Raw genomic sequence first — 22,225 nt, 5'->3', positions numbered from 1 at the left:
TAAGGAGCTTGAACAATGTCGTTTCATTTGTTTGGTAACATATTAACTGGATACGGTACTGCTGCTAATAACCGTGGGGAGAATGAAGGTAATATAACCACTCTACAGAAAATTTTGTGGAAGGGAGAAGTACATACAACAGTATCTTCTGAAGCAATTCGTTGGGCTTTGCGTTACTACTGGCAAACTGCTGGTAATGACTATCAAGTCAATCGTCGTTGGGACGATGATATCAATGATAATATTTGGCAAAATGAAAACTTTGATGATATCACGTTTATTGATGATGATGTTTTAGGATTCATGCGTGCGGAAGGTGCAAAAGTAGAAGCTTCAGATGAACCTAAACAAAAAGGTAAAAAAGCTCCCAAGGGTACAACAACAGCTAAACGAGGAGTTTTAGAAGTAACTCGTGCTGTCTCTACAACCCCTTTTAGCGGTGATTTAACCTTTAATTCTGCTAGTGGTAAAAAGGGACGAACTTCACTTTATGGTACAGAAGTTCATGCTACTCGTTATCAATATGGATTTGCATTAACTCCAGAACGCTTAAAGGACAAATCTCGTATAATAGCAGTTTTAGATGGTTTAAGCTCTTTGGGAGAAGTAGCAGGAAATCATTCCCGCTTTCTTTACGATTTTTCTCCTGAAAGTTTAGTTTTACGATGGACTCATGATTTTTCTCCTCGCATTCTTTATTGTTACGAAGAAAACGATACAGAAGTTTCAATTAAAGAATTGATTAGAAAAGTCCGAAATCAAGATATTGAACCACAAGAGTTGTGGATAGCTGGTGAAATAACAGAATATGATGAAATAAAAGAATTAAAGCAATTAGGTGTAAATGTTTTTCCTGGAATTAAACTAGCTATACAAAGCATGAAAGAAGTCATCGTTAGAGATTTACAACTACCTCAATTGGAGTTGATTCGATGATGAAAACATCTGAAAAAATTTTAGCTTTGGAAGTAGAGATTCCTATTGCAAGTTTTCGTCAATCTCGCGCAAGGGAGTACGCGGAAACTTACCCAGTACCTCCACCATCTACGGTTTATGGAATGTTACTTTCTATAATAGGAGAGATGGATAGATACAAGCATTGTGGAACTCGTTTAGCGATCGCTATGCTTTCCCAACCTCAAAAATCTACTGTCATCCGCACCTTTCGACGCTTCAAGAAAAAAGATATTCACGATGCAAGTAATGCTAGACCCGATTATCAGGAATTATTAACTGATATACGATTTATTGCTTGGGTAGATATTGGAGAAGATAATTCCCAACCAGCACTACCACAACGCTTGAAGATTGCATTTAATGATCCTGCTGCCATTAACCGTTTTGGAGGTATTTGTTTAGGAGAAAGTCGAGATTTAGTTAATTCTATTAATATCTTGCCTGAGAATTACCAAGGTGAATCGTTGCAATGGTTAGTCAAAGATGAAGATGGATTACTAACTTTACCTTACTGGGTGGATCATGTTGGTTCAAAAGGTACTCGTTGGCAGAGATACTTAATGCTGGAAACTTCTAACCAGAGTTATCCACCTGAGTCTGCTTGGACTATTATTAAAACAAATTAGGCTGTATTTCCTAAGATGCCGTTAGGTGTTAAGCATAGTCGTTTAGGCACTATTAAGTTTATTTGGGCGGAAATTTCAAACTTTAGATAATCAAGGAAGTTAATGTAGTACGATCAATTTCTACCTTTGATGTCGCAAGGCGTTTAATTGTTGATATTCATCCTGAAGACATCAAAAATGCAAACTTTAGACCGTTCAGAACTTACTAAAGCAGAAACCATCCGCGTATCTGCCCTTCACGCTCTTGCCTACTGTCCTCGCCTGTTTTACCTTGAAGAAGTTGAGGAACTTTACACCCAGGATGCAGCCGTGTTTGCTGGACGCAGACTGCACACCGAACTTGAAAAACAAGAAGATGAGGAATGGGAGGAGCTATTTCTCGAAAGCGGAGAACTGGGTTTGCGTGGTCGGCTTGATGCCCTCCGCACCCGTGACGGTCAAACAATCCCCTACGAACACAAACGCGGCCGTTGTTACCGAGATGAGAACAATCAGCCCCAGGCTTGGGAGAGCGATCGCCTACAAATTCTCGCTTACGCTTACCTGTTAGAATCCGCGCATGAAATCACAGTTAAGGAAGGACGCATCCGCTATCACACTGATAATGTCGTCGTTCATGTGCCACTGGATGATGCAGGACGCGCAACAGTCCGAGAGGCAATTCAACAAGCACGTAATCTGAGAAAATCGACTTATCGGCCGCCTGTAATTGATAATGAGCGATTGTGCGCTCGTTGTTCTCTAGCTCCCGTCTGTTTACCAGAAGAAGCGCGGCTTGCCCATAATAAAGAGTGGCAACCTATTCGCTTGTTTCCTGAAGATGACGAGCGGCAAGTAATTCATGTTTTAGAACCAGGAACATCAGTTGGTCGAACCGGAGAGCAAATCAAAATTACTCGTCGCAATCAACCTGTTGAAACAATTCCGGCTCATCAGGTTGGGCAGCTAGTTTTACACAGTTTTTCACAAATTTCTACCCAAGCACTTCATTTTTGCGCTGTTCAAGAAATAGGAGTGCATTTTATTTCTGGTGGTGGTCGTTACCTTGGTAGTTTCGATTCCAGACAAGGCAGTATTCAACGACGGATTCGTCAGTATGCCGCATTGAGTAATTCTGAGACTTGTTTAGAGTTAGCACGTAAACTCGTAATCTGTCGTGGTCAAGGGCAACGCAAGTTTTTAATGCGAGGTACGAGGGGGAAATCCAAAACAGATAAATTAGACAAGGCGATCGCTCAAATGAAAAGTGTACTCAAACAGGTTCCGCAAGCGAAATCTCTAGAGTCACTATTAGGATTTGAAGGCAACCTTGCGGCTTTATATTTCGGCGCTTTACCCGATTTGATTTCCAAAGAAGTTGCCACCCAATTGCATTTTGCTGGTAGAAATCGCCGTCCACCGCTAGACCGATTCAATGCAATGCTGAGTTTTGGTTATGCCTTGCTACTCAAAGATGTTATGAACGCGATTTTAACTGTTGGTTTAGAGCCTGCTTTAGGTTTTTACCACCAGCCGCGTTCTCAAGCTGCACCTCTAGCATTGGATTTACTAGAAATCTTTCGAGTGCCTTTAGTAGATATGACAGTGATGGCTTCAGTTAATCGGGGTCAATGGGATGTCAAAGCAGATTTTGAGGTTCGAGGTAAGCAGGTTTGGCTAAGTGAACTTGGGCGACGTAAATTTGTTGAGTTATATGAGTCTCGTAAACAAGAAACTTGGAAACATCCCGTTACTGGTTACTCTCTGACCTATCGCCGTTTATTCGAGTTAGAGGTAAGACTACTGGAAAAAGAATGGTCTGGTGAAGGTGGTTTATTTGGGCAATTAATATTGCGGTGAGGTGTAACAATGGGTGAAGCACAACACTGTTACTTAATTTGCTACGACATCCGTGATTCTAAACGTTGGCGGAAGGCTTACAACTTACTCCAAGGATACGGCGAAAGGATGCAATACTCTATTTTTCGCTCTTGGTTAACTATGCGAACACGAGAGAAATTACGTTGGGAACTGGAGAAAATTTTAGCGCCAGAAGATAGTTTGTTATTAATTCGTCTGTCAAATCAATGCGTTAATTCTATTCCAGCTTACAATCGTCCTGGTGCTTGGTCAGATCAAGAACAAACTTACAAGATTGTCTAAAAATACATGGATCTCTGTTTGTGAAGCCTGTAATCGCAGCAAACAACTAGCAAAAGCTTACTGTGCTTTGATTTGGAGCTTTTTGGGTTTGTAGGAGGTGCTTGTATTTTCTTTCGTAAGGTCAAAAGCTAGTTCAGGTAAGCTTCTTAAGCTTAGGCGGAAACTGTGAAATTTCAATTTTGGTAAAAAATGAACCGCTTTGTTGCATTTTTCAGCCATATGCTTGCAAAATAGCAAATGGGCGGTGTCCTGATAACGGTTTCAGCCATCGCTATGACCAAACCTTTGATGCCGTAAGGCGTTGATCACATTTTGCTGATGTTGATTCACCTGATTTAAAAAGAAATGACCAAACCTTTGATGCCGTAAGGCGTTGATCACAGGTAAACCCGGAATTTTAATTGTTGAATACGTATATGACCAAACCTTTGATGCCGTAAGGCGTTGATCACATAGAGTAGGGATACAAACACACAGAGGGATCATAGTATGACCAAACCTTTGATGCCGTAAGGCGTTGATCACGTCAACAACTTGCCGCACTTTATGAAGTTAAGAAAAATGACCAAACCTTTGATGCCGTAAGGCGTTGATCACAACTCAGGTTGAACATCAAAACTTACAGTAGGGAATATGACCAAACCTTTGATGCCGTAAGGCGTTGATCACTCTCCTAAAAGCCAACAGCAGACATAATGCCATCTATGACCAAACCTTTGATGCCGTAAGGCGTTGATCACGAGATGGCAGGATATAAGGTTGCTGTGCCTACCCCATGACCAAACCTTTGATGCCGTAAGGCGTTGATCACCTCTGTGAACCATCCACCTTTTTCTTACGTTTGCAATGACCAAACCTTTGATGCCGTAAGGCGTTGATCACATAATCTTTCACGGATTGCAGCAGCATCTCTAGTATGACCAAACCTTTGATGCCGTAAGGCGTTGATCACTTATTTATTTGTAGATGAATTTAACTATTGTCGCATGACCAAACCTTTGATGCCGTAAGGCGTTGATCACGATACTAGAAGCTGGGATTATTTTAAAAAATTCATATGACCAAACCTTTGATGCCGTAAGGCGTTGATCACAGTATTACTGGTTTCATGGCTGCACCACCCTGGACATGACCAAACCTTTGATGCCGTAAGGCGTTGATCACTTGGGAAGTTTCACTATTTTTTGCTGGTCGCCTTCTATGACCAAACCTTTGATGCCGTAAGGCGTTGATCACAGAAAGTATTGTTTGAGGCTCCCCCCTTCTAATGAAATGACCAAACCTTTGATGCCGTAAGGCGTTGATCACCAACACTCTGCGCTAAATTAATTTATAGGATTCTTTGATGACCAAACCTTTGATGCCGTAAGGCGTTGATCACAGCCCATCGGAAGAATGGTGGGGCGCGGCGAAATGAATGACCAAACCTTTGATGCCGTAAGGCGTTGATCACGAATATCGCGGAAGATAAAGAGTATCGCTAATACCATGACCAAACCTTTGATGCCGTAAGGCGTTGATCACTCAGGGTATTGCGGACAATTTCCACTAAGTCCTGTGATGACCAAACCTTTGATGCCGTAAGGCGTTGATCACTGGTGCGGCATTTGGATTCACATCTTCCTGGAGTTATGACCAAACCTTTGATGCCGTAAGGCGTTGATCACCTCAGTTAAAACTTGCTAAATTAAACAGTCTGGGTAAATGACCAAACCTTTGATGCCGTAAGGCGTTGATCACATTGATCTAACATTATTATTTTGTGCGTTCCCATCTATGACCAAACCTTTGATGCCTGTGATTTGAAACAAAAAATGAGATTTTAACTCATGATATGGTTCAAAAATGAGTATCCAGTTTATAGTTCACTTTTAGTATTCGAGTTTTTTAGTAATAATGATTATTGTGTTGGGGATAAAAAGACTGATACAAGAGACGTTTGTATCAATCCTTCGGCTTGATTATCATTATTATTCAGCTACGAGTTGAGGTTAGCGATCGCCCAACAACAGAGCGATCGCTAAGACCAGGAAATATTTGATTTTTACTCAGATATCTACTAAAACAAAATTTTTGAACCATAACATGGGTATTTGAACCATATTTTGAATTGAAAGTTTAAGTTAGACCAATTTTGTCAAGGATTTTTTGTGCAAGTTTTGTCCAATTGTGTTTTTTCAACTCATTCTTTAGTTATGCTTCAAAATTTCAACTCTATCTCATGATTTGATTCAAAGTTTGATGTTGTGATTGGTCAAAAAGCCTGAAATTGCGTTAACTCTTTTCTAATTTATGGTTCAAAATTTTTCTCATATTTTGATTCAAAGCATAATGCCGTAAGGCGTTGATCACATAAGCAGCCTCTAGCGTATTTTTTCTTTCTGCTTATGACCAAACCTTTGATGCCGTAAGGCGTTGATCACATTAATCTTTTTACATCCTGGTGGGTGAACATTGTTTAAATGACCAAACCTTTGATGCCGTAAGGCGTTGATCACATTAATCTTTTTACATCCTGGTGGGTGAACATTGTTTAAATGACCGAACCTTTGATGCCGTAAGGCGTTGATCACATTCTGATTGGACATTAAAAGTAGATGGGGATTTAGATGACCAAACCTTTGATGCCGTTAGGCGTTGATCACCTTCCTAATCAATTTCAACAAGCAATCGGATTGCCCATGACCAAACCTTTGATGCCGTAAGGCGTTGATCACATTTATGTCGCCCTAATAATTGCATTAGCGACTCAACTGACCAAACCTTTGATGCTGTAAGGCGTTGATCACCCTGATCTGATTAATAGCGATCGCCAAACTTTGACTGACCAAATCTTTGATGCCACTAGGCGTTGATCACCGACCAACTGAGTTAATGCGTGGCGCAAGCTTAAAACTGATCAAACCTTTGATGCCACTAGGCGTTGATCACGCAGGTCAAGCTAAGGATGTGATGGGTCAGACCATGCTGACCAAACCTTTGATGCCGCTAGGCGTTGATCACGAGATTCAAGAGGTAGGTTACGATAGTATCGTGATGCTGACCTAACCTTTGATGCCGTCAGGCGTTGATCACATGCCCGGAGGGTTTGTCTACAACCAATTCCGCTTCTTCTGACCCAACCTTTGATGCCGTTAGGCGTTGATCACAAGGGATAGCGGAGATTGCAAGAAGATTCTTTCAAGACTGACCAAACCTTTGATGCCGTCAGGCGTTGATCACTTTCCTGGTCAAGTCGGACGTAATAAATATATGAGCCTGAGCAAACCTTTGATGCCGTCAGGCGTTGATCACGGCATGGCGACTACTGTTTTCGCTGGCGGTGCGCTGATCTGAGCAAACCTTTGATGCCGTCAGGCGTTGATCACAACAAGGCAGATTTCGACGCTTACGGCGCTGCTCTCTGACCCAACCTTTGATGCCGTTAGGCGTTGATCACACATATACCCAAGAAAAAAAGGCGGTTGCCACCACCTGACCAAACCTGTGATGCCGTTAGGCGTTGATCACTACGAACCCGGTCGAAACGAGGAAAAAGGTTACATTGACCAAACCTGTGATGCCGTTAGGCGTTGATCACTTCCTATTATGAGTAATTACAGCACGGGCCGCCTCTTCCAAGTTATCTCTGTCCCGTAACCTATGGATGCGATCGCAGAGCAATAATATCTGCTGACCTCCGCATCCGAAATTTATTTTTCAGCTATACCACTAGCAATCAATGCTTCTCTATATAACCAAGCTTCTCTAGCTGTTGTAAACCCATCACTCCACTTATTTTCATTACTATGTTTGAGCCGATATCCTACACCCCAACTATCGGTTTCAAATGAATAATAGATTTTATAGAGCATCACTGGTTGAGCAAAGTCACTTCCGCAATCACGATCATGCTCTACGAAAGTACCGTCTTGCTTAATCCCGTAAAAACGTCGTTTTCTTTGTTTAGGTGAACTTCTACAATCTCACCTAAATGTTTAGACTGTAAAATAATAGTTCCATCTTGTTCAACGCGATGGAACTTGGGATTGTGCGTAGCCATACAGTTTTATTTGTAATATTCGGAACATCATACACTACTATAGTCTCAAAATTTTTTACTATCAATATGTGTAACTTACTTAGGAAATTAGTATTTTTCGCTATTTCATCACCCCCAACACCTGCAATATCTCCCTAACAGCCGCTTTCTCATGCTCCATCTGCTGAACTCGATTCAGCAATCGCTTGGGGATATATTTTGACGACTTCACCAAGCGATCGCCCTCGCTCCAGAACTCAAGCATGATAATTCCTTCATCTGCTAGTTTCTGACTCCAGCACACTCAGCAATTTCTCCTCCAGTGCCGTCAAATAGGGGTTTTTTGTATGTCCCCTCGAAAAGGGGGAATAGCAAAAACGAAGTTTGGCATTATTACCTTCAAATCCTTGTCAGCAAAGCTTTTCCCCTAACGTGTCTCAGACACTATACTTAGAGAGACACGCCTGAATTACGTCTCTTTTTATGTCTCAAAATGCAATTCTCTCAAAGTCTAAAGAATAATGAGACGTAAAAAAACGAAAAATTTACCGATTCTCAGTCATAAAATCCCTAATCCCCCTTTTCGAGGGTTTGTATAAAAAACCCCAAATAGGGTCTATTCAGCTTCCTCAACGACTCCAAAAACTTCTGCACCGATTCCTCTAGCCCACTGGAATACACCCGACTGATGCGATCGCAGATCATCTGTATCTGTTCACACTCAGTAGACAGATAGTTGTAGGACTTAAGATGCTGTACACCAACAGTACATTCGTCATCCCAAAGCCTCACATTACAAATGAAGTCATTGACTGCGGTGACAATAGCCTAACACCCACCTTTACCCCTGAGTTTAGGATAAAAATAAAAATGCAATTTATACTTTAATAACCGTAAATTGCCTCTTTTGTAGATGTTATACTAAATTTTAAACTCAAATTAAGGATTAGCCTTTCAAATCAAAGCTTCCAGACATTTATGAGATAATTTTCTCCCAAAATCGAAAACATCAAAATTAAAAACTATTTTTTTAACCAGCAAGGTATATGAGCTAATTTATAGACGTTTTTAGCATAACAAATCATGAAGTAACCGTAATTTAACTTTAATATCTAAATATGTCTGTATCATTAATCCCAACTACACAAAAAATTGAACAAGCCTGTGAATTACTTAATGAGGCAATCTCAAGACTGCTATTAGCTGTTTCCTTATGTCCACCCATTGGCAGGTACGAAGCAGATGTAGAAGCTTCCAACCTTTTAAAATTGATTATCCGCCATGTAGAAAGCATTATCTCAATCTCGCAGAGCGATTTAGTATTACTTCCATCTGCAATAGTTGTAGCTAGATCAGCCTATGAAACTGCTATAAAGTTACTTTGGATAATAGATCCTCAAGATCCTTTTAATAGAGAAGTTCGCTGGTTAGCTCATTTACAAACTGAAGAAGAGTTTTATATTAAAATGTCTAATAAATTAGGTAAATTTGGTCTTGGTCAAGAAGAACAAGAGCTTGCTACAGCAATAAAAGAGTTTCGTCTTGGAGTTACTGATAAATTACCCGATGGCTATAGAGCATTGAGTAGATTACCCAATCTCTACGATATGCTGACTTCTTTAAATCAAGAAAACAAATACATTACATATATAGTTTTTAGTCAGTTTTCTCATGCAAATCATCATGCAACGAAATTTTATAGAAAGAACTTGGGTATAAATAGAGAGATAGGTGAATATATTAGTTCACAAGACTGGTGGTCTTGTTTTGCTATAGCATGGTATTGCATTCACTCTACAGGAGAAAAATTCCTTTCTATCATAGGAGGCGATCCAACAAAGTTCCTTTCGCTTGAATTTGGAAATCAAATTCAAACTGCTATTGATGCGATAAAGGATGATGAACTTAATTTCATCAATAAGAATAAATAAAAATTATTTCAGAATAAATCTATAGACTGGAATACATCTAAAGTAATGCAATTTAAATAAACTTAATTCAATATGAGTGTTGCCGGAAAAAGGTCTAGCCTTGGAGATGAGTATCAACTGCGTGTAGCATTACACTGGTTAATTAGGCTCATAAAAGATGAGAGTATCGAAAGCATCCAAGTCAATTCAACAGGGCTACTAGGGGAAGATTCTGCGATCTCTGTAGATGATATTGTTGTACTCTATAAAAATGGCTACGTTTGCTTTATCCAAGCTAAGAAAAATCAGCCTCAACATAATAATTGGACTTTAGTAGATACGGAACTACAAAAAGAATTACGTAAGGCTAGAGATCAACTGGAATCACGAGGAAATTCCAAAGTTATGTTTTACTCTCGCTCGCCTTTTGGCGAGTTAAAGAAACTAGTAGAAGATTGTAGATATTACCCTGAATACTCAGCTTTTGTTCGAGATGCAGCCCAAAATCAATTAGAATGTTTAAAGCGACTTGCAAAAATTTTAGAGAGAACAGAAGAAATAACGTATTTTTTAATTAAACAAATAAGTTTTGGTTCTACTAATGAGTTTGATGAGTGGGATCGTCAGAACAAATCAGACCTTGAGAGCCTTGTGCCAAATGTTGATGTCGCTTTGCCTATACTAGAGCGTTTTCTGGCAAGCCACGAAACTAATTTGAGAGATTCGAGATACCTGATTACACGCTCAGACGTGTTAGCTGAATTAGCTAAAAAGGGACTATATTTAACTCCAAGACGCACTGAGGCAGAAATACTTGCAACCTTTAGGCAAGCTTCAAAAATTGGGCGAGAATGGTTACGAACTATAGATGATGAAACTATTTGCCGCTCTGAGCTATCACACTTAATTGAACTAATTGAGCAAGGATATAAAAGCATTCTACTAACAGACTGTCCTGGTAGTGGTAAAACTTGTTTATTGCTTGACCTTGCAAAATATATTGAAGATGAAAAAGAGCCAATTTGGGGATTGTTATTTATTAAAGGCGATTTCTTTACAAAATTGCAAACAGAACAAGATTTAGTAAACAGAGGTTTACCAGAAGATATTGTTGGTCAATGCGCTCGTCTTGCAGATTATCGCCGTGTTATCGTTATAATTGATTCTCTTGATGTTTTATCTTTAAGTCGTCAGCACGATGCTCTTAAAATCTTTTTAGGTATTATTGACCGTTTAGAAAAATTAGATAAAGTAACTATTATTGCTGCCTGCCGCAATTTTGACTTAGAATACGACCCTCTGCTTCGAGGTCGTTCCTGGCAACATAGAGTTCAAATAAAACCACTTGATTTTGATAATGAAATCAAACCTTTCTTAATTAAATGGAAAGTTGATATTTCTCAAATAACTCCTGAACTCAAAGCACTACTACAAATACCTCAAAATTTACGAATTTACGGTAAACTAGCAAATTTGGGTATCTTGTTACAATCTCCTTCTGTATACGACCTTTACAACAGTTTTGTTGAAGAAGTTGTTGTAAAAAATCCAAGACTTGGTAGTGAGGCTATAGTTGCATTACAAAATATGGCCGAACAGATGATGCAGCAGCGATCGCAATCTTATCCAAAAGTATCTTTTAAAACAAGTGAAGAAATCATCACAGAATTAAATAGTCAACAAGTGCTATGGGAAAAATCACCTGGGACTCTAGCTTTCTCTCACCAAACGTTAGGAGACTATATCACTGTCCGCGCAGCACTTTCTAAAAACCAAACTCTAGCAGACTTCATCCTTGAACATCCCCAACTGCCTTTTATTCGTCCAGCAATTAGAGCATTTTTCTTTTATCTGCGAGTTTATCAAATAAATAGCTTTAGGCGGCAAGTTTCTCAAGTTTTATCTCATGAGAAAATAGCATACCATGTTAAACGCCTAATTTGCGAGTCTTTAAGTGAGATTACACCAGTAGAGGAAGATTGGCGATTACTCAGACGCATTTTCCAAAATTACCCCGACTTGTTTCGACGGTTATTATGGAGAACAAATAAAGGTTATTGGTGGAATATTATTACACAGCACTGGTTGACTGAAGCAAAATTAGCACAAGATAGAGAAACTTGGTTGCTTCAGTTTATTAAATGGTTAGCAGGATGGATAAATATATATCCTGCTGAAGTAGTGAAATTTTTGAAAGAAAGCATAACTCAAAAATGGATATCTCCACAAAATCTTAGTAGCAACATATTATCCCTTCTACTCAAACTTAAGAAATGGAATACTGAAGGTATACAAGAGTTACTAGAAATTTTAGTAGAGGATTTTGAAATCGAAGAACATGGCTATCTTGGCAATGTATTACGCCAATGGATACAAGCAACTAATAGAGGTGATAGCTTATTATGGAAGTATATCACCAAAGATATTTTACCTGAAGATATAAGCCAATGGAATTTAGATGAAAATCTACGTTGTATGCCTCATAATTTTGGCGAAGAGAGTTTTTTAGAACTACGTCTTTGCCAATCTGACACTTTATTGAATGTAGTGATAAATGAATTAGAAACTTGGAGTAAGTAGAACAAGGTGAAAAAACCAAAGTGTGTAAAGATAAGTAAATACATAAATGTGTCTACCAAGGTAACAGGGATATGGGCAGCCGTTTAAGGGTATTTCTGACTCCTAAGCAAGATAAAATTTTGTTCAACCTGAGAACGGCAGATGTACCCCAGAAAGTGAAAGACCGAGCCGAAGTGATCAGATTAAGCGCACATGGTTGGTACGTAGAGAAGATAGCAGATCACTTTGACTGGACTGCCCAAACAGTAAGAGAAGTTTTGCATAGATGGGAAAAACAAGGTCTAGAAGGACTGTGGGAGAAAGCAGGGCGGGGAGGAAAATCAAGGTGGGCAGAAGCTGACATGGCGTTCTTAGAAAAATGCTTGGAGCAAGAACCACGTACATATAATAGTGTTCAATTAGCCCAAAAATTAGAGCAAGAACGCTCCGTGAAATTGAGTCCTGACTGGTTAAGGCAGGTACTCAAAAAAAGGGGGTCATTTGGAAGCGAACTAGAAAAAGCCACAAAGGAAAGCAAGACAAAGTATTGCAGCAAATCAAACAGGCAGACTTAGAGATGTTGGAATTATCTGCTGCTGCTGGAGAAATCGATTTAAAGTATATGGATGAATCAGGGTTTTGTGCCTGGAGTGAACCCAGTTACAGTTACTACTTCCGAGGTCAGCAAAAACGCCTGGAGCAGAGTAAGCGTCGGGGTCGAAGGTTAAGTATTATTGGGTTTCTTCAACCCCTAATTAGTTTTGTGTACGGTCTAGTGATTGGTGGCGTTTCACGCAAATCCTATATTCAAATGATGGAGCTTGAAGCACTTGAAGCCCAAAAAGCAGGTCGTATCAGAGTCATCGTTCAGGACAACGGCCCGATACATCGGTGCAAAGAAGTTCAGCAATTATGGACAAAGTGGGAAGAGATGGGTTTGTACATCTTCTTTTTACCTAAATATTGCTCAGAGATGAATCCAATTGAATTGGAGTGGCAACACCTGAAAAAAAATGAACTAGCTTCTCAAAGTTTTGAGGATGAATTAGACCTTGCCTATGCTGTCATTGATGGAGTTCAAAATAGAGGAGAAAAGGGAAACTACAGTACGCAACGTGTAAAATTTAACTCTTATTCTTCTGCTTAATTCTTTGTTACATACTTATAAATTTTCTCCACGACTTACTTAATCTTAATAGACATAATGAATTAGAAAATGGTCTGTATGATTGTTTTTTGCCATATACATCATGGAATAAAAAGCATACTAAACACGACTTTTATCCTTGTAGAAACCTTAATATATTACTTGATGGCGTAGAAAAAGCTATTAAACATCGTGTCCGTTATAATAGTGATTGGTGGCTGCAAAATGAAATACGATTACGAACATCCTCTGAAGTAGCTATTCGCTACTTCATCATTGAAGCATATAAAGAAAATATTTGTTATTCTTCCTCAATTAAATTTTGGTTTTTGATGCTTGATATTGAATTTGTAGGAAGTATTTTATTGTTGAATCAGTTTTTAAATTTTTATATTTTAGGTATTGAAAGACTGCTAGAAGATCAAGATATTTTTTGCCATGAAAAGCTGATTTATGCACTAGGCGAACTAATGCAAATGGCTTATCCTAAAATCTCAGAATCAGCACAATTAAATAATCAAACACTTATTGCTTCTCTAATTTCTAAAATAGAAAAGAATGAAAAAGGAAGTATTCCTTGGGCATATCGTAATTTATATGATATATGTTTATCGATTCCATCAATTTTTAGAACGAGAGAAATACAGATATTTTTGGATAATTGGGCAAACTATTTTGGTTCTAATCATCCAAGACTAAATGTTTACAGTTGGGGAGGTTTAGTCATACCTCCTTTATCTACCCAAGACTTACTAAAGCTATCAATTAAGGGTCTTTTTCAGTTGTTACACTACTATGGGAAGCATAGGGTTCAAGACATAGCTAGTAGAGATATGATAGGTGGGTTTAGTGAAATCAAAAGCATATTACGTGAAGCTTGTTCCCTAAACCCTGTAAAGTTTATAAACTTATTTTCCTTAATGGTTCAAGCAAATTTACATCAAGAATATATATCTACTGTCGTTGAAGGGATTGCATACCATTTAGAGTATCGCTTCGGAAATGTTAAGCCAGGACAAAAATGGGAACCGTCTTTTCCACTTCCTGATGGAGAAAAGCTTGCATCTACTTTACTTAATTGGTTAGAGCGTTATTCGATACTTTGGAATGATGGTTCTATTGTTAGCACAGCCTTAAAAGCTTGCTGCCATGTTTTAGTTGATTCAGAATCTGCAAAGCGCTTGTCATTATTGTTGTTCTGGCTTTATACCAAATATCCTTATGATAGGCAAATTCGTAAACATAGCAATGACATTATTAGCGCAGCAATTAGCTCTACACACGGCATTGCTGCATCCAGTGCTATTACGCTTTGCAACCGACTTTTAGAAGAAGAGCAGCCTGTACCAGAGTTACTATTGCTATTGCTACCCCACATTGCCAGTGATTCTGCAATCTATGTGCGGATTCCTGTCCTTCAGCAGATTCATTACCTAATATATAAAAAACCTAATTTGGGGTGGCTACTACTGGAAAATATTTTTAAAGAGCCTCAATTAAAACTTTGGAAATATAGTGGTACATTCTTATATTTGAACTACAGAGATAATTTCAATCAAATTGCTCTATACTTAAATCGGTTGTTGCATGAAGGTATGGAAGAAGCTGGTGATATTTGGGGGAGAATTTCAACATTAGCTAGTTTGGCTGGTCATATTGATCAACAACAACTATTTGAAATTTTAATCAAGACTAATAATAATCCTGCATGGGAAGGAGCCACACAAGTTTTTATAGCTAATTTACATTTACAAGAACATACTAAAAAGTGCATTTCTGGACTAATTTTAATTTTACAAAATAGAAGTTTATCTGGGGAAACTATTACCCTAATTGATAGGTGCTTTCAAGAAGAAACAAGAAATTATATCACCAGAGAATTTGCGTTTACCTTTATTAGTTCCCTTAAATCACCTGTAAGAAATATTGATTTTGATAGTTTTCTAGAATGGTTAGGATATGAATCGAGAAGAAACCCTATAGAAATATTAGAACTAATTGAAGAATTAGCAAAAAAATTTGAGACTGAAATAAGTGTCTATTCAATATATCCAACACAACCACTTATTATAGCTTTAAACGAAATTTTACGAGAAGCTGATGATACGGATGAACTACAACTAATCCAACGTGCTATCAACTTACAAGATAGATTTTTAAAGTTGAACATAGAAGGAATGGAAGAATTACTCAGGAAAGCAGAACGAGAGTAATTATAGCTAAAGTTCTTACATATCAATTTTTATATTCTCGCTCTATTACACTCAACAGATTCTCTTCCATAGTGGTTAAATACGGTCGCTTCACCTCACCCAAGTGCTTCAGCACAGCATGGGCTGCCTCTTCCAAGTTCTCACAACCCCGTAACCGTGTAATGCGATCACACACCCCCTGCATCTGCTGACATTCCGCAGGCAAATAATCGAAAGACTTGAGGTGCTGCACCCCAACCGTCACTTCGCCATTCCAAGTTTTGACTGTGCAACTGAAGTCCCCCACGTAAGTAACAATTGCCCAACAGCCGCCCATACCTCTGAGTTCGGGATTATCTTTGACAAGGATTTGGCATACTTCGCCAAGCTGATAGCTGTTGGGTACTTGCGTGCGTTCCATTATCTTCTGCACTGCATCTTTAACGATACGATGAGATGGTACTTTACCTTTGGCAAACTCTACAGCTTGTTGCCATGCTTCAGGCTGAATATCTGGGTCAAGCTTTGTCAATGGTCTAACTTGCCACTCATTAGTTGGCAAAATGTGATCGGAACGATCACATTTTTCAGCCAAGTTATCAAAAACAGCAGCCGCATCCATTAAAAGATAAGACTGGCGGCGATTATGCCCGAAGCGATCGCGGCAGTATTCTTCAAACGTCCGGTGAGTGGAACGGTACAGTCTGCGATCGCGCAGTTCCATGAGTGCTTTACCTGCCTCGAAGAACGCCCGTTCTACCTTGCGTTCTAGGTGCAGGCGATCGCTCTGTTCTTCTGGTGTCAATTCAGGTACTTCAACCGCCGTCACGTCAATAGTTGCTGAAGCGGTATCTTCTGTTGAGATGTCTGAGTTTGGTAATTCTGGATTGATAGATGACGCAGAGGTGGCTTTGCGCTTACGGGGTGGGGGGTTCATGCGCCTACCTCTTTTAGTTTGATGCGAGTGTAGTGTTCACAAGTGGTCACTCTTTAAGAAAGATGGGCAAACCACAAGACTGGCAATAAATGTTGACTAATTATCAAAACTGATGCCAAAATCCGCGCCCAAAACTTCTTCGATTTTACGGAGTGTTGCTTCTGGCAGAACATCATTTTCTTCACGCTCAATTCGATACCAATTAGCACGAGTCATATCAGCCGCCTTTGCTAATTCTTCTACTGACCGTGGATCTCGCTCTCTAGCCTGTTTAATTTTCGCTCCGATGCCTGGGGCATCAACTCGTATAACCCTTTCTATTTGCACATCTATAGGCATAAACAATCCTTCTTTATTCAAGCATTTCATATAAACTATGTAAATTGTAGAGTGACACTTGACATTTTGTCAAGTGGGAGGATACAGTATATATATACAAAAAAAGCGCCCCGACTACCAATCTAAAGCGCTTTTCTTGTTCCAATTACGGAAATACCATTATGACCCACGTTATATACTCTCATCAACAACTACAACTGAAATCCATAGCTGGACTCAAGCAAATCTACAGCGACATCGGCTGCACAGTTGAGATAACCAAACGCTACTCCAAGAACGCTTGGATAAACGCGATCGCCCAACACCAAGCCCGACACATCTACAAGGCAGGGGAGCAGGGAGCAGGGAGACAAGGAGAGAATCTTTCCCCTCTGCCCCCCGCACCCAGCACCCTTGCATCTTCTCCCGATGAGCAAGCGCAAGCACAAGCCGAACTAGAGAACTACATCGCCCAGCAAGCCGAAGAAATTGCACCAGAGGAACTGACCACCCAAGAAATCAACCCTCACCACTTCGAGGTGTACGCAGGCAAAAGACTCATCGCCTACATCAGCTATGACCACGAACATGTGACTCAACCTTGGGTGGTTATGGTGAGTGGTGAAGAAAAGTTCCGCCACAATACTTTATCCCAATGCCACCGCTTCATTAACTGGCATCACCTAGATGGAACACTCAACCCACTTTCTCCAGCCGAAGTACCAGAAGCTCCTACAGTTCAAGAAATATCTTTCTACGACCAAGAGGTAGTAGTTGAGGGGGAACCCATAGCCAGCGTTGAGTTTGACGACCACAATTATCAAAACCTTTACTGGCGAGTGATGGTTAACGGGCAAGAGATTTTCTGTGACACAACACCAGCCAGATGCCACAGCTACGTCAAGCAAGCCTATCAGCAAGGGATGTTACCAGTGCAGGAAGAAGACGAGGAGCAATTTTCCCCTCTGCATCCTACACCTTGTCCTGTTTCTTCTTCCGAAAACCGAATCATGGTGCATATCTTCAACGAGTGCCAGAAGTACGGGTTTGAGATTTTAGATGACGGCATATACAAAGACGGCATCAAGTTGGGGCAAGTAGGATGCACCAATGGAAACTGGTGGGTGATCCAAGGTTGTTCCGGTGAAGCGCAGTATTCTTACTCGGTGTTTGATGCTGTGCGATCGCTCGGTACGTCTTTTGAGGATCAGTTGGATGCGCCATTTGATCAACTCAGTAGCCATGAGTGGCTGTTGCCGATGGAAACTGAGACTCAAAGCAGGGCATTAGTAGCGGTGTAAAGAAATAGGTGGGTAATAAAAGCCCACCTCAACCTGACTGTTTAGTTACATGCTCAAGTATAAATTTACCTGTCTGTTTTTGAAAAAACATTAACAAGTGCTATCCATCTCTCTACACCAAATCTAAAAGATAGGAGCCATTTCCATGTCTGGTGTCAGCCTGATCGAATTAGTCACAAGCACTCACTATTTAGTTTCTCAAATTGCTGCTCATCCCGATTTTCAGTCCCTTAATTATCAGCCAGATTTAACTATTGGTGACGCTCTAACTGCTCTGTCTTATCTCAAACATGAGCTAGAAACTAATCAGAAATTGTCTATTACCACAGAGATTGCTGATTAAAGAAACTCACCCGAACAGTCTGTGCTAATTCGGGTGACTGCTAGTATTCATTAACTTTTTACATCTTAATGCAGTAAGTACAAGCATTAAAAATGGTTTAAGCATTTAATTGGGTAATCTCATGAATTGTGTAATCTCTGCTCTTGAAAGGAATTGGTATTTATCGCCGCCTTGGGGTAAACAAATGCCTTCTGTTGTGGTTGATTTGTGGGAACGAGTGTATATCACAGCTACTGGAACATTTGGTTACTGCTGTGGAGTGGTGTGGCAAGACGACCAGTTGGTTTATGCAGTTGCGAGTAACCGCAACATTGCCTATCTGGGCAAACACGAAATTATTGGTACTGGACAAGTACAACCTACCAACTTGGTAAAACCTACTTTTGCTGTGGGAGATCGCGTAATACTTCGTTTCACCAGCCACGCCACAAAACAGCGCTTGGTGTTGGGTGTGATGTTGGTGAATAACAGTTGGTTTTATGTGGTTGAAGTCAAATCTCCTGCTTTGTCCCCAGTGCTAGGTTCACCAATTCGTTTCCCGTTGGTTAGCGAAAAAGATTTAGTCCGAGTTCATTTGTAAGTATTTTTCAACTTGGAGCAACGATTATGTCACAAATCGAAATCGCTCAAATCATTGAACAGATTAAACAGGAAATCACTGTTGACTCCAATGGCCAGGGTAGGGCTAGTCTTCGTGCAACAGCAAGATTAGCTGATGTTGATGCTGCTGGATTATTCAGAAGTCTCAAAACTGCTGTTGACATTTCTCGCTCTAAATTGGTTGAAAAGCTTGTCCGTAAAGGCTTTGAAGGTGTTGACATTTTAAGCTGGTCACAGTCTGGTATCCCTGATTTAGCTGTCGCTGCCATACTTCACTATTACGGTTATGAAGCGGGGAAAAGGTGTAGCGAACAGGCAAAATTAGCTTGTGAGGCATTTGAAACCATCGGTGTTCGCGCCTGGATGCAAGACATCATGGGTTGGATAAAACCTACGACTCCACAGCCAGAACCACCCAAAGTCATCGCACCATCCCACGAAGCCGCACAGTTAGCCATGCTGCTTGGTGAGTTTGCGGGATTAGACAAATCCCTCACCGCGCAGTTAGCCGTTAACGCCGCCACTGCCGTCAACCCTGCACTCAAGCCAGCCGCCAATGAACTAAAGACAGCGATCGCCCAAACCAATGTTGCCGAAGACGCATATCTAAACCCAACGCAAATTGGTGAAGTAGTTGGGATGTCAGCCAGAGCCGTCAACAAATGCCTACTCAATGCTGGACTGCAATACCGTACTGATGACCGCAAGATTCCCTATCGACCCACTGATGAAGGCAAGCAATGGGGGCGAATGGTTCCTGCTTTGGCGAAGGGGTGCAATCAAACAGTCTTCCAACTGCGCTGGTTGCCCCAAATAGTACAAGTCATTTCTGGGTGAGTCACGATTATGAACAGTTTACGAAAGACCGTGGCAGAGAAATATGGACTGGAAGCTTTTGCAATGTATGATGAATACTTTTTTGTTCACCTACCAGAAAATGACGATTATTCTTTGAAATTCTTGGAAAGTCGTTTACCAGAATTGATTCGGATTGAACTTGCAGAATGTTTTGCTGGTGGTGTCATAGCTGTGTGGGAAGTTCACTTATTTTTACTGCCTCAAGTTTTGGAACAAGCTTATTATTTCATTGAACATTTTTGGGAAGGAATATCTAAAGAAGATGAACATACAACCTAGTTAAGAGTAAAAGCGTATTTCATAGTCATCAGTGATCAGCTAACAGCTAACAAGTCAGGAGAAATCAAAATGAAAGTCATAGTTCAAGTAGTAGAAAAAGTTTACCAAGAGGCTCACATTTATATTCCTGATGGTATGTCAGCAGATGCCATCAAACAATACATCACTGACCGCTACAACTCTGGGGAATTAACTCCTGATTTAAACATTTTTCAAGTAGATTTTGAATCAATCAACGCTCAAATAGTGAAAACACCACAGGAGTAAATATGAGAATCTCCACTCTACAAGGACAGTATCAGTGCATAGTTATAGACCCTCCCTGGTTCTACAGACTCCGCACTAACGATAAGACCCACCGCAATCGCATTCCCTACAGACCTATGCCAACTCCTGAAATCCTGGCGCTGCCCATTCCCGACTTATGCGACAAGAGTGGTTGTGTTTTGTGGCTTTGGTTCACTAATAATCATATGCTCGAAGCTGCACAATGCTTGCAGACTTGGGGTTTCAACCTCAAAACTATTCTGACTTGGCAAAAGATTACGAAGCTGGGAACTCCACATATTGGCACTGGCCACTGGCTGCGGAATTGCACCGAACATTGCGCGTTGGCTGTGCGTGGCGATGTCAGGGCTTTTGCAGGGCGAACGTCTACGACGGGCGGAACGCCAACGCTTACTAATCAATCCACTATCCTACACGCGCCTCGACGTGAGCATTCCCGCAAACCCCCAGAATTTTTTGAACTTGTAGAGAAGCTGTGTCCAGAGATGACCAAGCTGGAGATGTTCGCACGAGAGTCTAGGGACGGCTGGGACTGTTGGGGAGATCAAGCGGATATGTTTGATGCGAGTGATGAAGAAATTTTAGTTAAAGCTTAACAGGTAGTGAGGTAATGTTATGAAACAGTTGCAACTATTTGATGAACCAACCACAGCAGTTTTACCCGTCAGTTATCACCTCGATTTCTTAAGTAAGCAAGAAGCTGACGAACTCTATCAGCATTGCCAACAATTGCAATGGCAACAAAATCAGATAAGGATGCTGGGTAAAACAATGCCTGTCCCCCGGCTGGAGTGCATCTACGGGGATGAGGGGTGTGATTACCTCTACTCTAATAGCGTACTGCTCAAACCCCTAGCTTGGACAGACGCTCTGTCTAAGTTGCGTGACTCTATTACTGCATTTACTGGTTACAGCTTTCGTATCGTCATCGGCAATCAGTACAGGAGTGGACAAGATTCGATAGGCTGGCACTCGGACAAGGAGTCGTCTATGGGTGTTGAGCCGGCGATCGCTTCAGTGAGCCTTGGCGCAGTACGCAAATTCCAAATTAAGCCTATCGGTGGTAAGCCTACCGATTTCTGGTTGGAACACGGGAGTTTGTTGGTGATGCTACCGGGTTGCCAAACTACTCATCTGCATCAAGTTCCGAAAACTAACAAATTTGTGACTACGCGAATTAATCTGACATTTCGTCCACACGTTGGGAGGACTAAATGAATATTTTAAACGGAGAAATTAAATTATTTCTCAAAATTTATGGATTAAGGAGTTTTCTTACTTTATTAATCCTTAAAAACAAATTCCCCAGACTGTTAGAGCAGCCGGAGGAATGAAGACTTTTGATACACGGGTTTATGGTTATCGATACCACTATACCCAAATAAGAGCAGTTTTGACAAACAATAATTGGGCTGATTAAATCCGGGTTTATGGGTAGGGGGATTTTATGAAACTATCTGATTTTTTGGTAGACCTTGGTAATGCTGTTGCTTACTATCCAAGATTAGTTGATGTTACTGGTGGCGTTTTACCTAATTTATTTTTATGCCAAATGTATTACTGGCTAGGTAAACAAAAAAATCCTGAAGGCTGGATTTATAAATCTCAAGCTGAGATTGAGCAAGAAACTGGTCTTACAAGAAAAGAACAAGAAACAGCCCGAAAGTCTTTAAAAGCCAGGGGTTTACTTAAAGAAAAATTCGTCGGCTGTCCCAGACGTGTTGAGTTTTGGTTAGATAAAGACTAG

At 40.4% G+C, this 22,225-nt stretch carries 24 protein-coding genes and 1 CRISPR repeat array; of the genes, 18 read left to right on the top strand and 6 right to left on the bottom strand.

The window, feature by feature from the left end; all coding sequences use genetic code 11:
• Positions 1-15 precede the first annotated feature (15 nt).
• From cas7i to cas2, 4 genes are all read left to right on the top strand, one after another.
• The gene (cas7i, locus tag NSMS1_RS31290; protein ID WP_224095649.1) at positions 16-936 is read left to right on the top strand and encodes a type I-B CRISPR-associated protein Cas7/Cst2/DevR; all 921 of its coding nucleotides are present in this window, start codon (positions 16-18) and stop codon (positions 934-936) included.
• The gene (gene cas5, locus NSMS1_RS31285) at positions 933-1,583 is read left to right on the top strand and encodes a type I-MYXAN CRISPR-associated protein Cas5/Cmx5/DevS (protein WP_224095648.1); all 651 of its coding nucleotides are present in this window, start codon (positions 933-935) and stop codon (positions 1,581-1,583) included. Before cas7i ends, cas5 begins: the two co-directional genes overlap by 4 nt.
• A 177-nt stretch (positions 1,584-1,760) precedes the next feature.
• Positions 1,761-3,422, top strand: a complete 1,662-nt coding sequence (locus NSMS1_RS31280) for a type I-MYXAN CRISPR-associated endonuclease Cas4/Cas1 (RefSeq protein WP_224095647.1) — start codon at positions 1,761-1,763, stop codon at positions 3,420-3,422.
• Between the two features lie 9 nt (positions 3,423-3,431).
• Positions 3,432-3,725 (top strand): CRISPR-associated endonuclease Cas2, encoded by a 294-nt coding sequence (gene cas2 / locus NSMS1_RS31275; protein ID WP_224095646.1) that lies wholly within the window; start codon positions 3,432-3,434, stop codon positions 3,723-3,725.
• Between the two features lie 273 nt (positions 3,726-3,998).
• Positions 3,999-5,465: a CRISPR direct-repeat array (repeat unit 36 nt; unit sequence ATGACCAAACCTTTGATGCCGTAAGGCGTTGATCAC).
• Between the two features lie 623 nt (positions 5,466-6,088).
• On the opposite strand, the gene NSMS1_RS31270 is transcribed toward cas2, so the two are convergent.
• A complete protein-coding gene (locus NSMS1_RS31270; protein ID WP_224095645.1) occupies positions 6,089-6,313 on the bottom strand; it encodes a hypothetical protein in 225 nt (74 codons plus the stop codon).
• A 250-nt stretch (positions 6,314-6,563) separates the two neighbouring features.
• Here NSMS1_RS31270 and NSMS1_RS31265 point away from each other — a divergent pair, with 250 nt between their 5' ends.
• A complete protein-coding gene (locus NSMS1_RS31265; protein ID WP_224095644.1) occupies positions 6,564-6,773 on the top strand; it encodes a hypothetical protein in 210 nt (69 codons plus the stop codon).
• 644 nt (positions 6,774-7,417) lie between these two features.
• Here NSMS1_RS31265 and NSMS1_RS31260 read toward each other — a convergent pair.
• The 3 genes from NSMS1_RS31260 to NSMS1_RS31250 form a co-directional block, all read right to left on the bottom strand.
• A complete protein-coding gene (locus tag NSMS1_RS31260) occupies positions 7,418-7,579 on the bottom strand; it encodes a hypothetical protein (RefSeq protein ID WP_224095643.1) in 162 nt (53 codons plus the stop codon).
• A gap of 41 nt (positions 7,580-7,620) precedes the next feature.
• Complete coding sequence (locus tag NSMS1_RS31255; protein ID WP_224095642.1) at positions 7,621-7,767, bottom strand: hypothetical protein; 147 nt, start codon at positions 7,765-7,767, stop codon at positions 7,621-7,623.
• 100 nt (positions 7,768-7,867) lie between these two features.
• Positions 7,868-8,050 carry a hypothetical protein gene (locus NSMS1_RS31250; RefSeq protein ID WP_224095641.1) on the bottom strand — a complete coding sequence of 61 codons (183 nt, stop codon included), beginning with the start codon at positions 8,048-8,050 and terminating at the stop codon, positions 7,868-7,870.
• Between the two features lie 814 nt (positions 8,051-8,864).
• On the opposite strand from NSMS1_RS31250, the gene NSMS1_RS31245 reads away from it, so the two are divergent.
• From NSMS1_RS31245 to NSMS1_RS31230, 4 genes are all read left to right on the top strand, one after another.
• Entirely contained in the window at positions 8,865-9,677 is an 813-nt protein-coding gene (locus tag NSMS1_RS31245; protein WP_224095640.1) for a DUF5677 domain-containing protein, read from the top strand.
• Positions 9,678-9,749: 72 nt separating this feature from the next.
• A complete protein-coding gene (locus NSMS1_RS31240; protein WP_224095639.1) occupies positions 9,750-12,236 on the top strand; it encodes an NACHT domain-containing protein in 2,487 nt (828 codons plus the stop codon).
• 71 nt (positions 12,237-12,307) lie between these two features.
• Positions 12,308-13,362, top strand: a protein-coding gene (locus NSMS1_RS31235; protein ID WP_224085966.1) for an IS630 family transposase whose coding sequence is annotated in 2 segments (ribosomal slippage) — positions 12,308-12,700 and positions 12,703-13,362 — 1,053 coding nt in all. Because the reading frame shifts where the segments join, the coding sequence is not laid out codon by codon here.
• Between the two features lie 89 nt (positions 13,363-13,451).
• Complete coding sequence (locus NSMS1_RS31230) at positions 13,452-15,575, top strand: hypothetical protein (protein WP_224095638.1); 2,124 nt, start codon at positions 13,452-13,454, stop codon at positions 15,573-15,575.
• 22 nt (positions 15,576-15,597) lie between these two features.
• Here NSMS1_RS31230 and NSMS1_RS31225 read toward each other — a convergent pair whose 3' ends face one another.
• Together NSMS1_RS31225 and NSMS1_RS31220 are read right to left on the bottom strand one after the other, a co-directional pair.
• Positions 15,598-16,491 carry a hypothetical protein gene (locus NSMS1_RS31225; protein ID WP_224095637.1) on the bottom strand — a complete coding sequence of 298 codons (894 nt, stop codon included), beginning with the start codon at positions 16,489-16,491 and terminating at the stop codon, positions 15,598-15,600.
• Between the two features lie 96 nt (positions 16,492-16,587).
• Complete coding sequence (locus NSMS1_RS31220; RefSeq protein WP_224095636.1) at positions 16,588-16,830, bottom strand: helix-turn-helix domain-containing protein; 243 nt, start codon at positions 16,828-16,830, stop codon at positions 16,588-16,590.
• Positions 16,831-16,991: 161 nt separating this feature from the next.
• Here NSMS1_RS31220 and NSMS1_RS31215 point away from each other — a divergent pair, with 161 nt between their 5' ends.
• The 9 genes from NSMS1_RS31215 (at position 16,992) to NSMS1_RS31175 (ending at position 22,225) form a co-directional block, all read left to right on the top strand.
• Positions 16,992-18,110: a hypothetical protein gene (locus NSMS1_RS31215; protein ID WP_224095635.1), complete on the top strand. Its 1,119-nt coding sequence runs from the start codon at positions 16,992-16,994 to the stop codon at positions 18,108-18,110.
• 145 nt (positions 18,111-18,255) lie between these two features.
• On the top strand, positions 18,256-18,453 hold the full coding sequence (locus NSMS1_RS31210) for a hypothetical protein (protein WP_224095634.1): 198 nt from the start codon (positions 18,256-18,258) through the stop codon (positions 18,451-18,453).
• 121 nt (positions 18,454-18,574) lie between these two features.
• Entirely contained in the window at positions 18,575-19,033 is a 459-nt protein-coding gene (locus NSMS1_RS31205; RefSeq protein ID WP_224095633.1) for a DUF1392 family protein, read from the top strand.
• A 26-nt stretch (positions 19,034-19,059) separates the two neighbouring features.
• A complete protein-coding gene (locus NSMS1_RS31200) occupies positions 19,060-19,890 on the top strand; it encodes a hypothetical protein (protein ID WP_224095632.1) in 831 nt (276 codons plus the stop codon).
• Between the two features lie 9 nt (positions 19,891-19,899).
• Entirely contained in the window at positions 19,900-20,190 is a 291-nt protein-coding gene (locus NSMS1_RS31195; protein WP_224095631.1) for a hypothetical protein, read from the top strand.
• A gap of 69 nt (positions 20,191-20,259) precedes the next feature.
• Positions 20,260-20,457 carry a hypothetical protein gene (locus tag NSMS1_RS31190; RefSeq protein WP_224095630.1) on the top strand — a complete coding sequence of 66 codons (198 nt, stop codon included), beginning with the start codon at positions 20,260-20,262 and terminating at the stop codon, positions 20,455-20,457.
• Positions 20,458-20,459: 2 nt separating this feature from the next.
• Positions 20,460-21,074 carry an MT-A70 family methyltransferase gene (locus NSMS1_RS31185; RefSeq protein WP_224095629.1) on the top strand — a complete coding sequence of 205 codons (615 nt, stop codon included), beginning with the start codon at positions 20,460-20,462 and terminating at the stop codon, positions 21,072-21,074.
• A 19-nt stretch (positions 21,075-21,093) separates the two neighbouring features.
• Positions 21,094-21,696 carry an alpha-ketoglutarate-dependent dioxygenase AlkB family protein gene (locus NSMS1_RS31180; RefSeq protein ID WP_224095628.1) on the top strand — a complete coding sequence of 201 codons (603 nt, stop codon included), beginning with the start codon at positions 21,094-21,096 and terminating at the stop codon, positions 21,694-21,696.
• A 229-nt stretch (positions 21,697-21,925) separates the two neighbouring features.
• The gene (locus NSMS1_RS31175) at positions 21,926-22,225 is read left to right on the top strand and encodes a hypothetical protein (protein ID WP_224095627.1); all 300 of its coding nucleotides are present in this window, start codon (positions 21,926-21,928) and stop codon (positions 22,223-22,225) included.

Origin of the sequence: Nostoc sp. MS1, from assembly GCF_019976755.1 — a bacterium.
Taxonomy (GTDB): domain Bacteria; phylum Cyanobacteriota; class Cyanobacteriia; order Cyanobacteriales; family Nostocaceae; genus Trichormus.
This window is presented reverse-complemented; position numbering and strand designations above follow the sequence as displayed.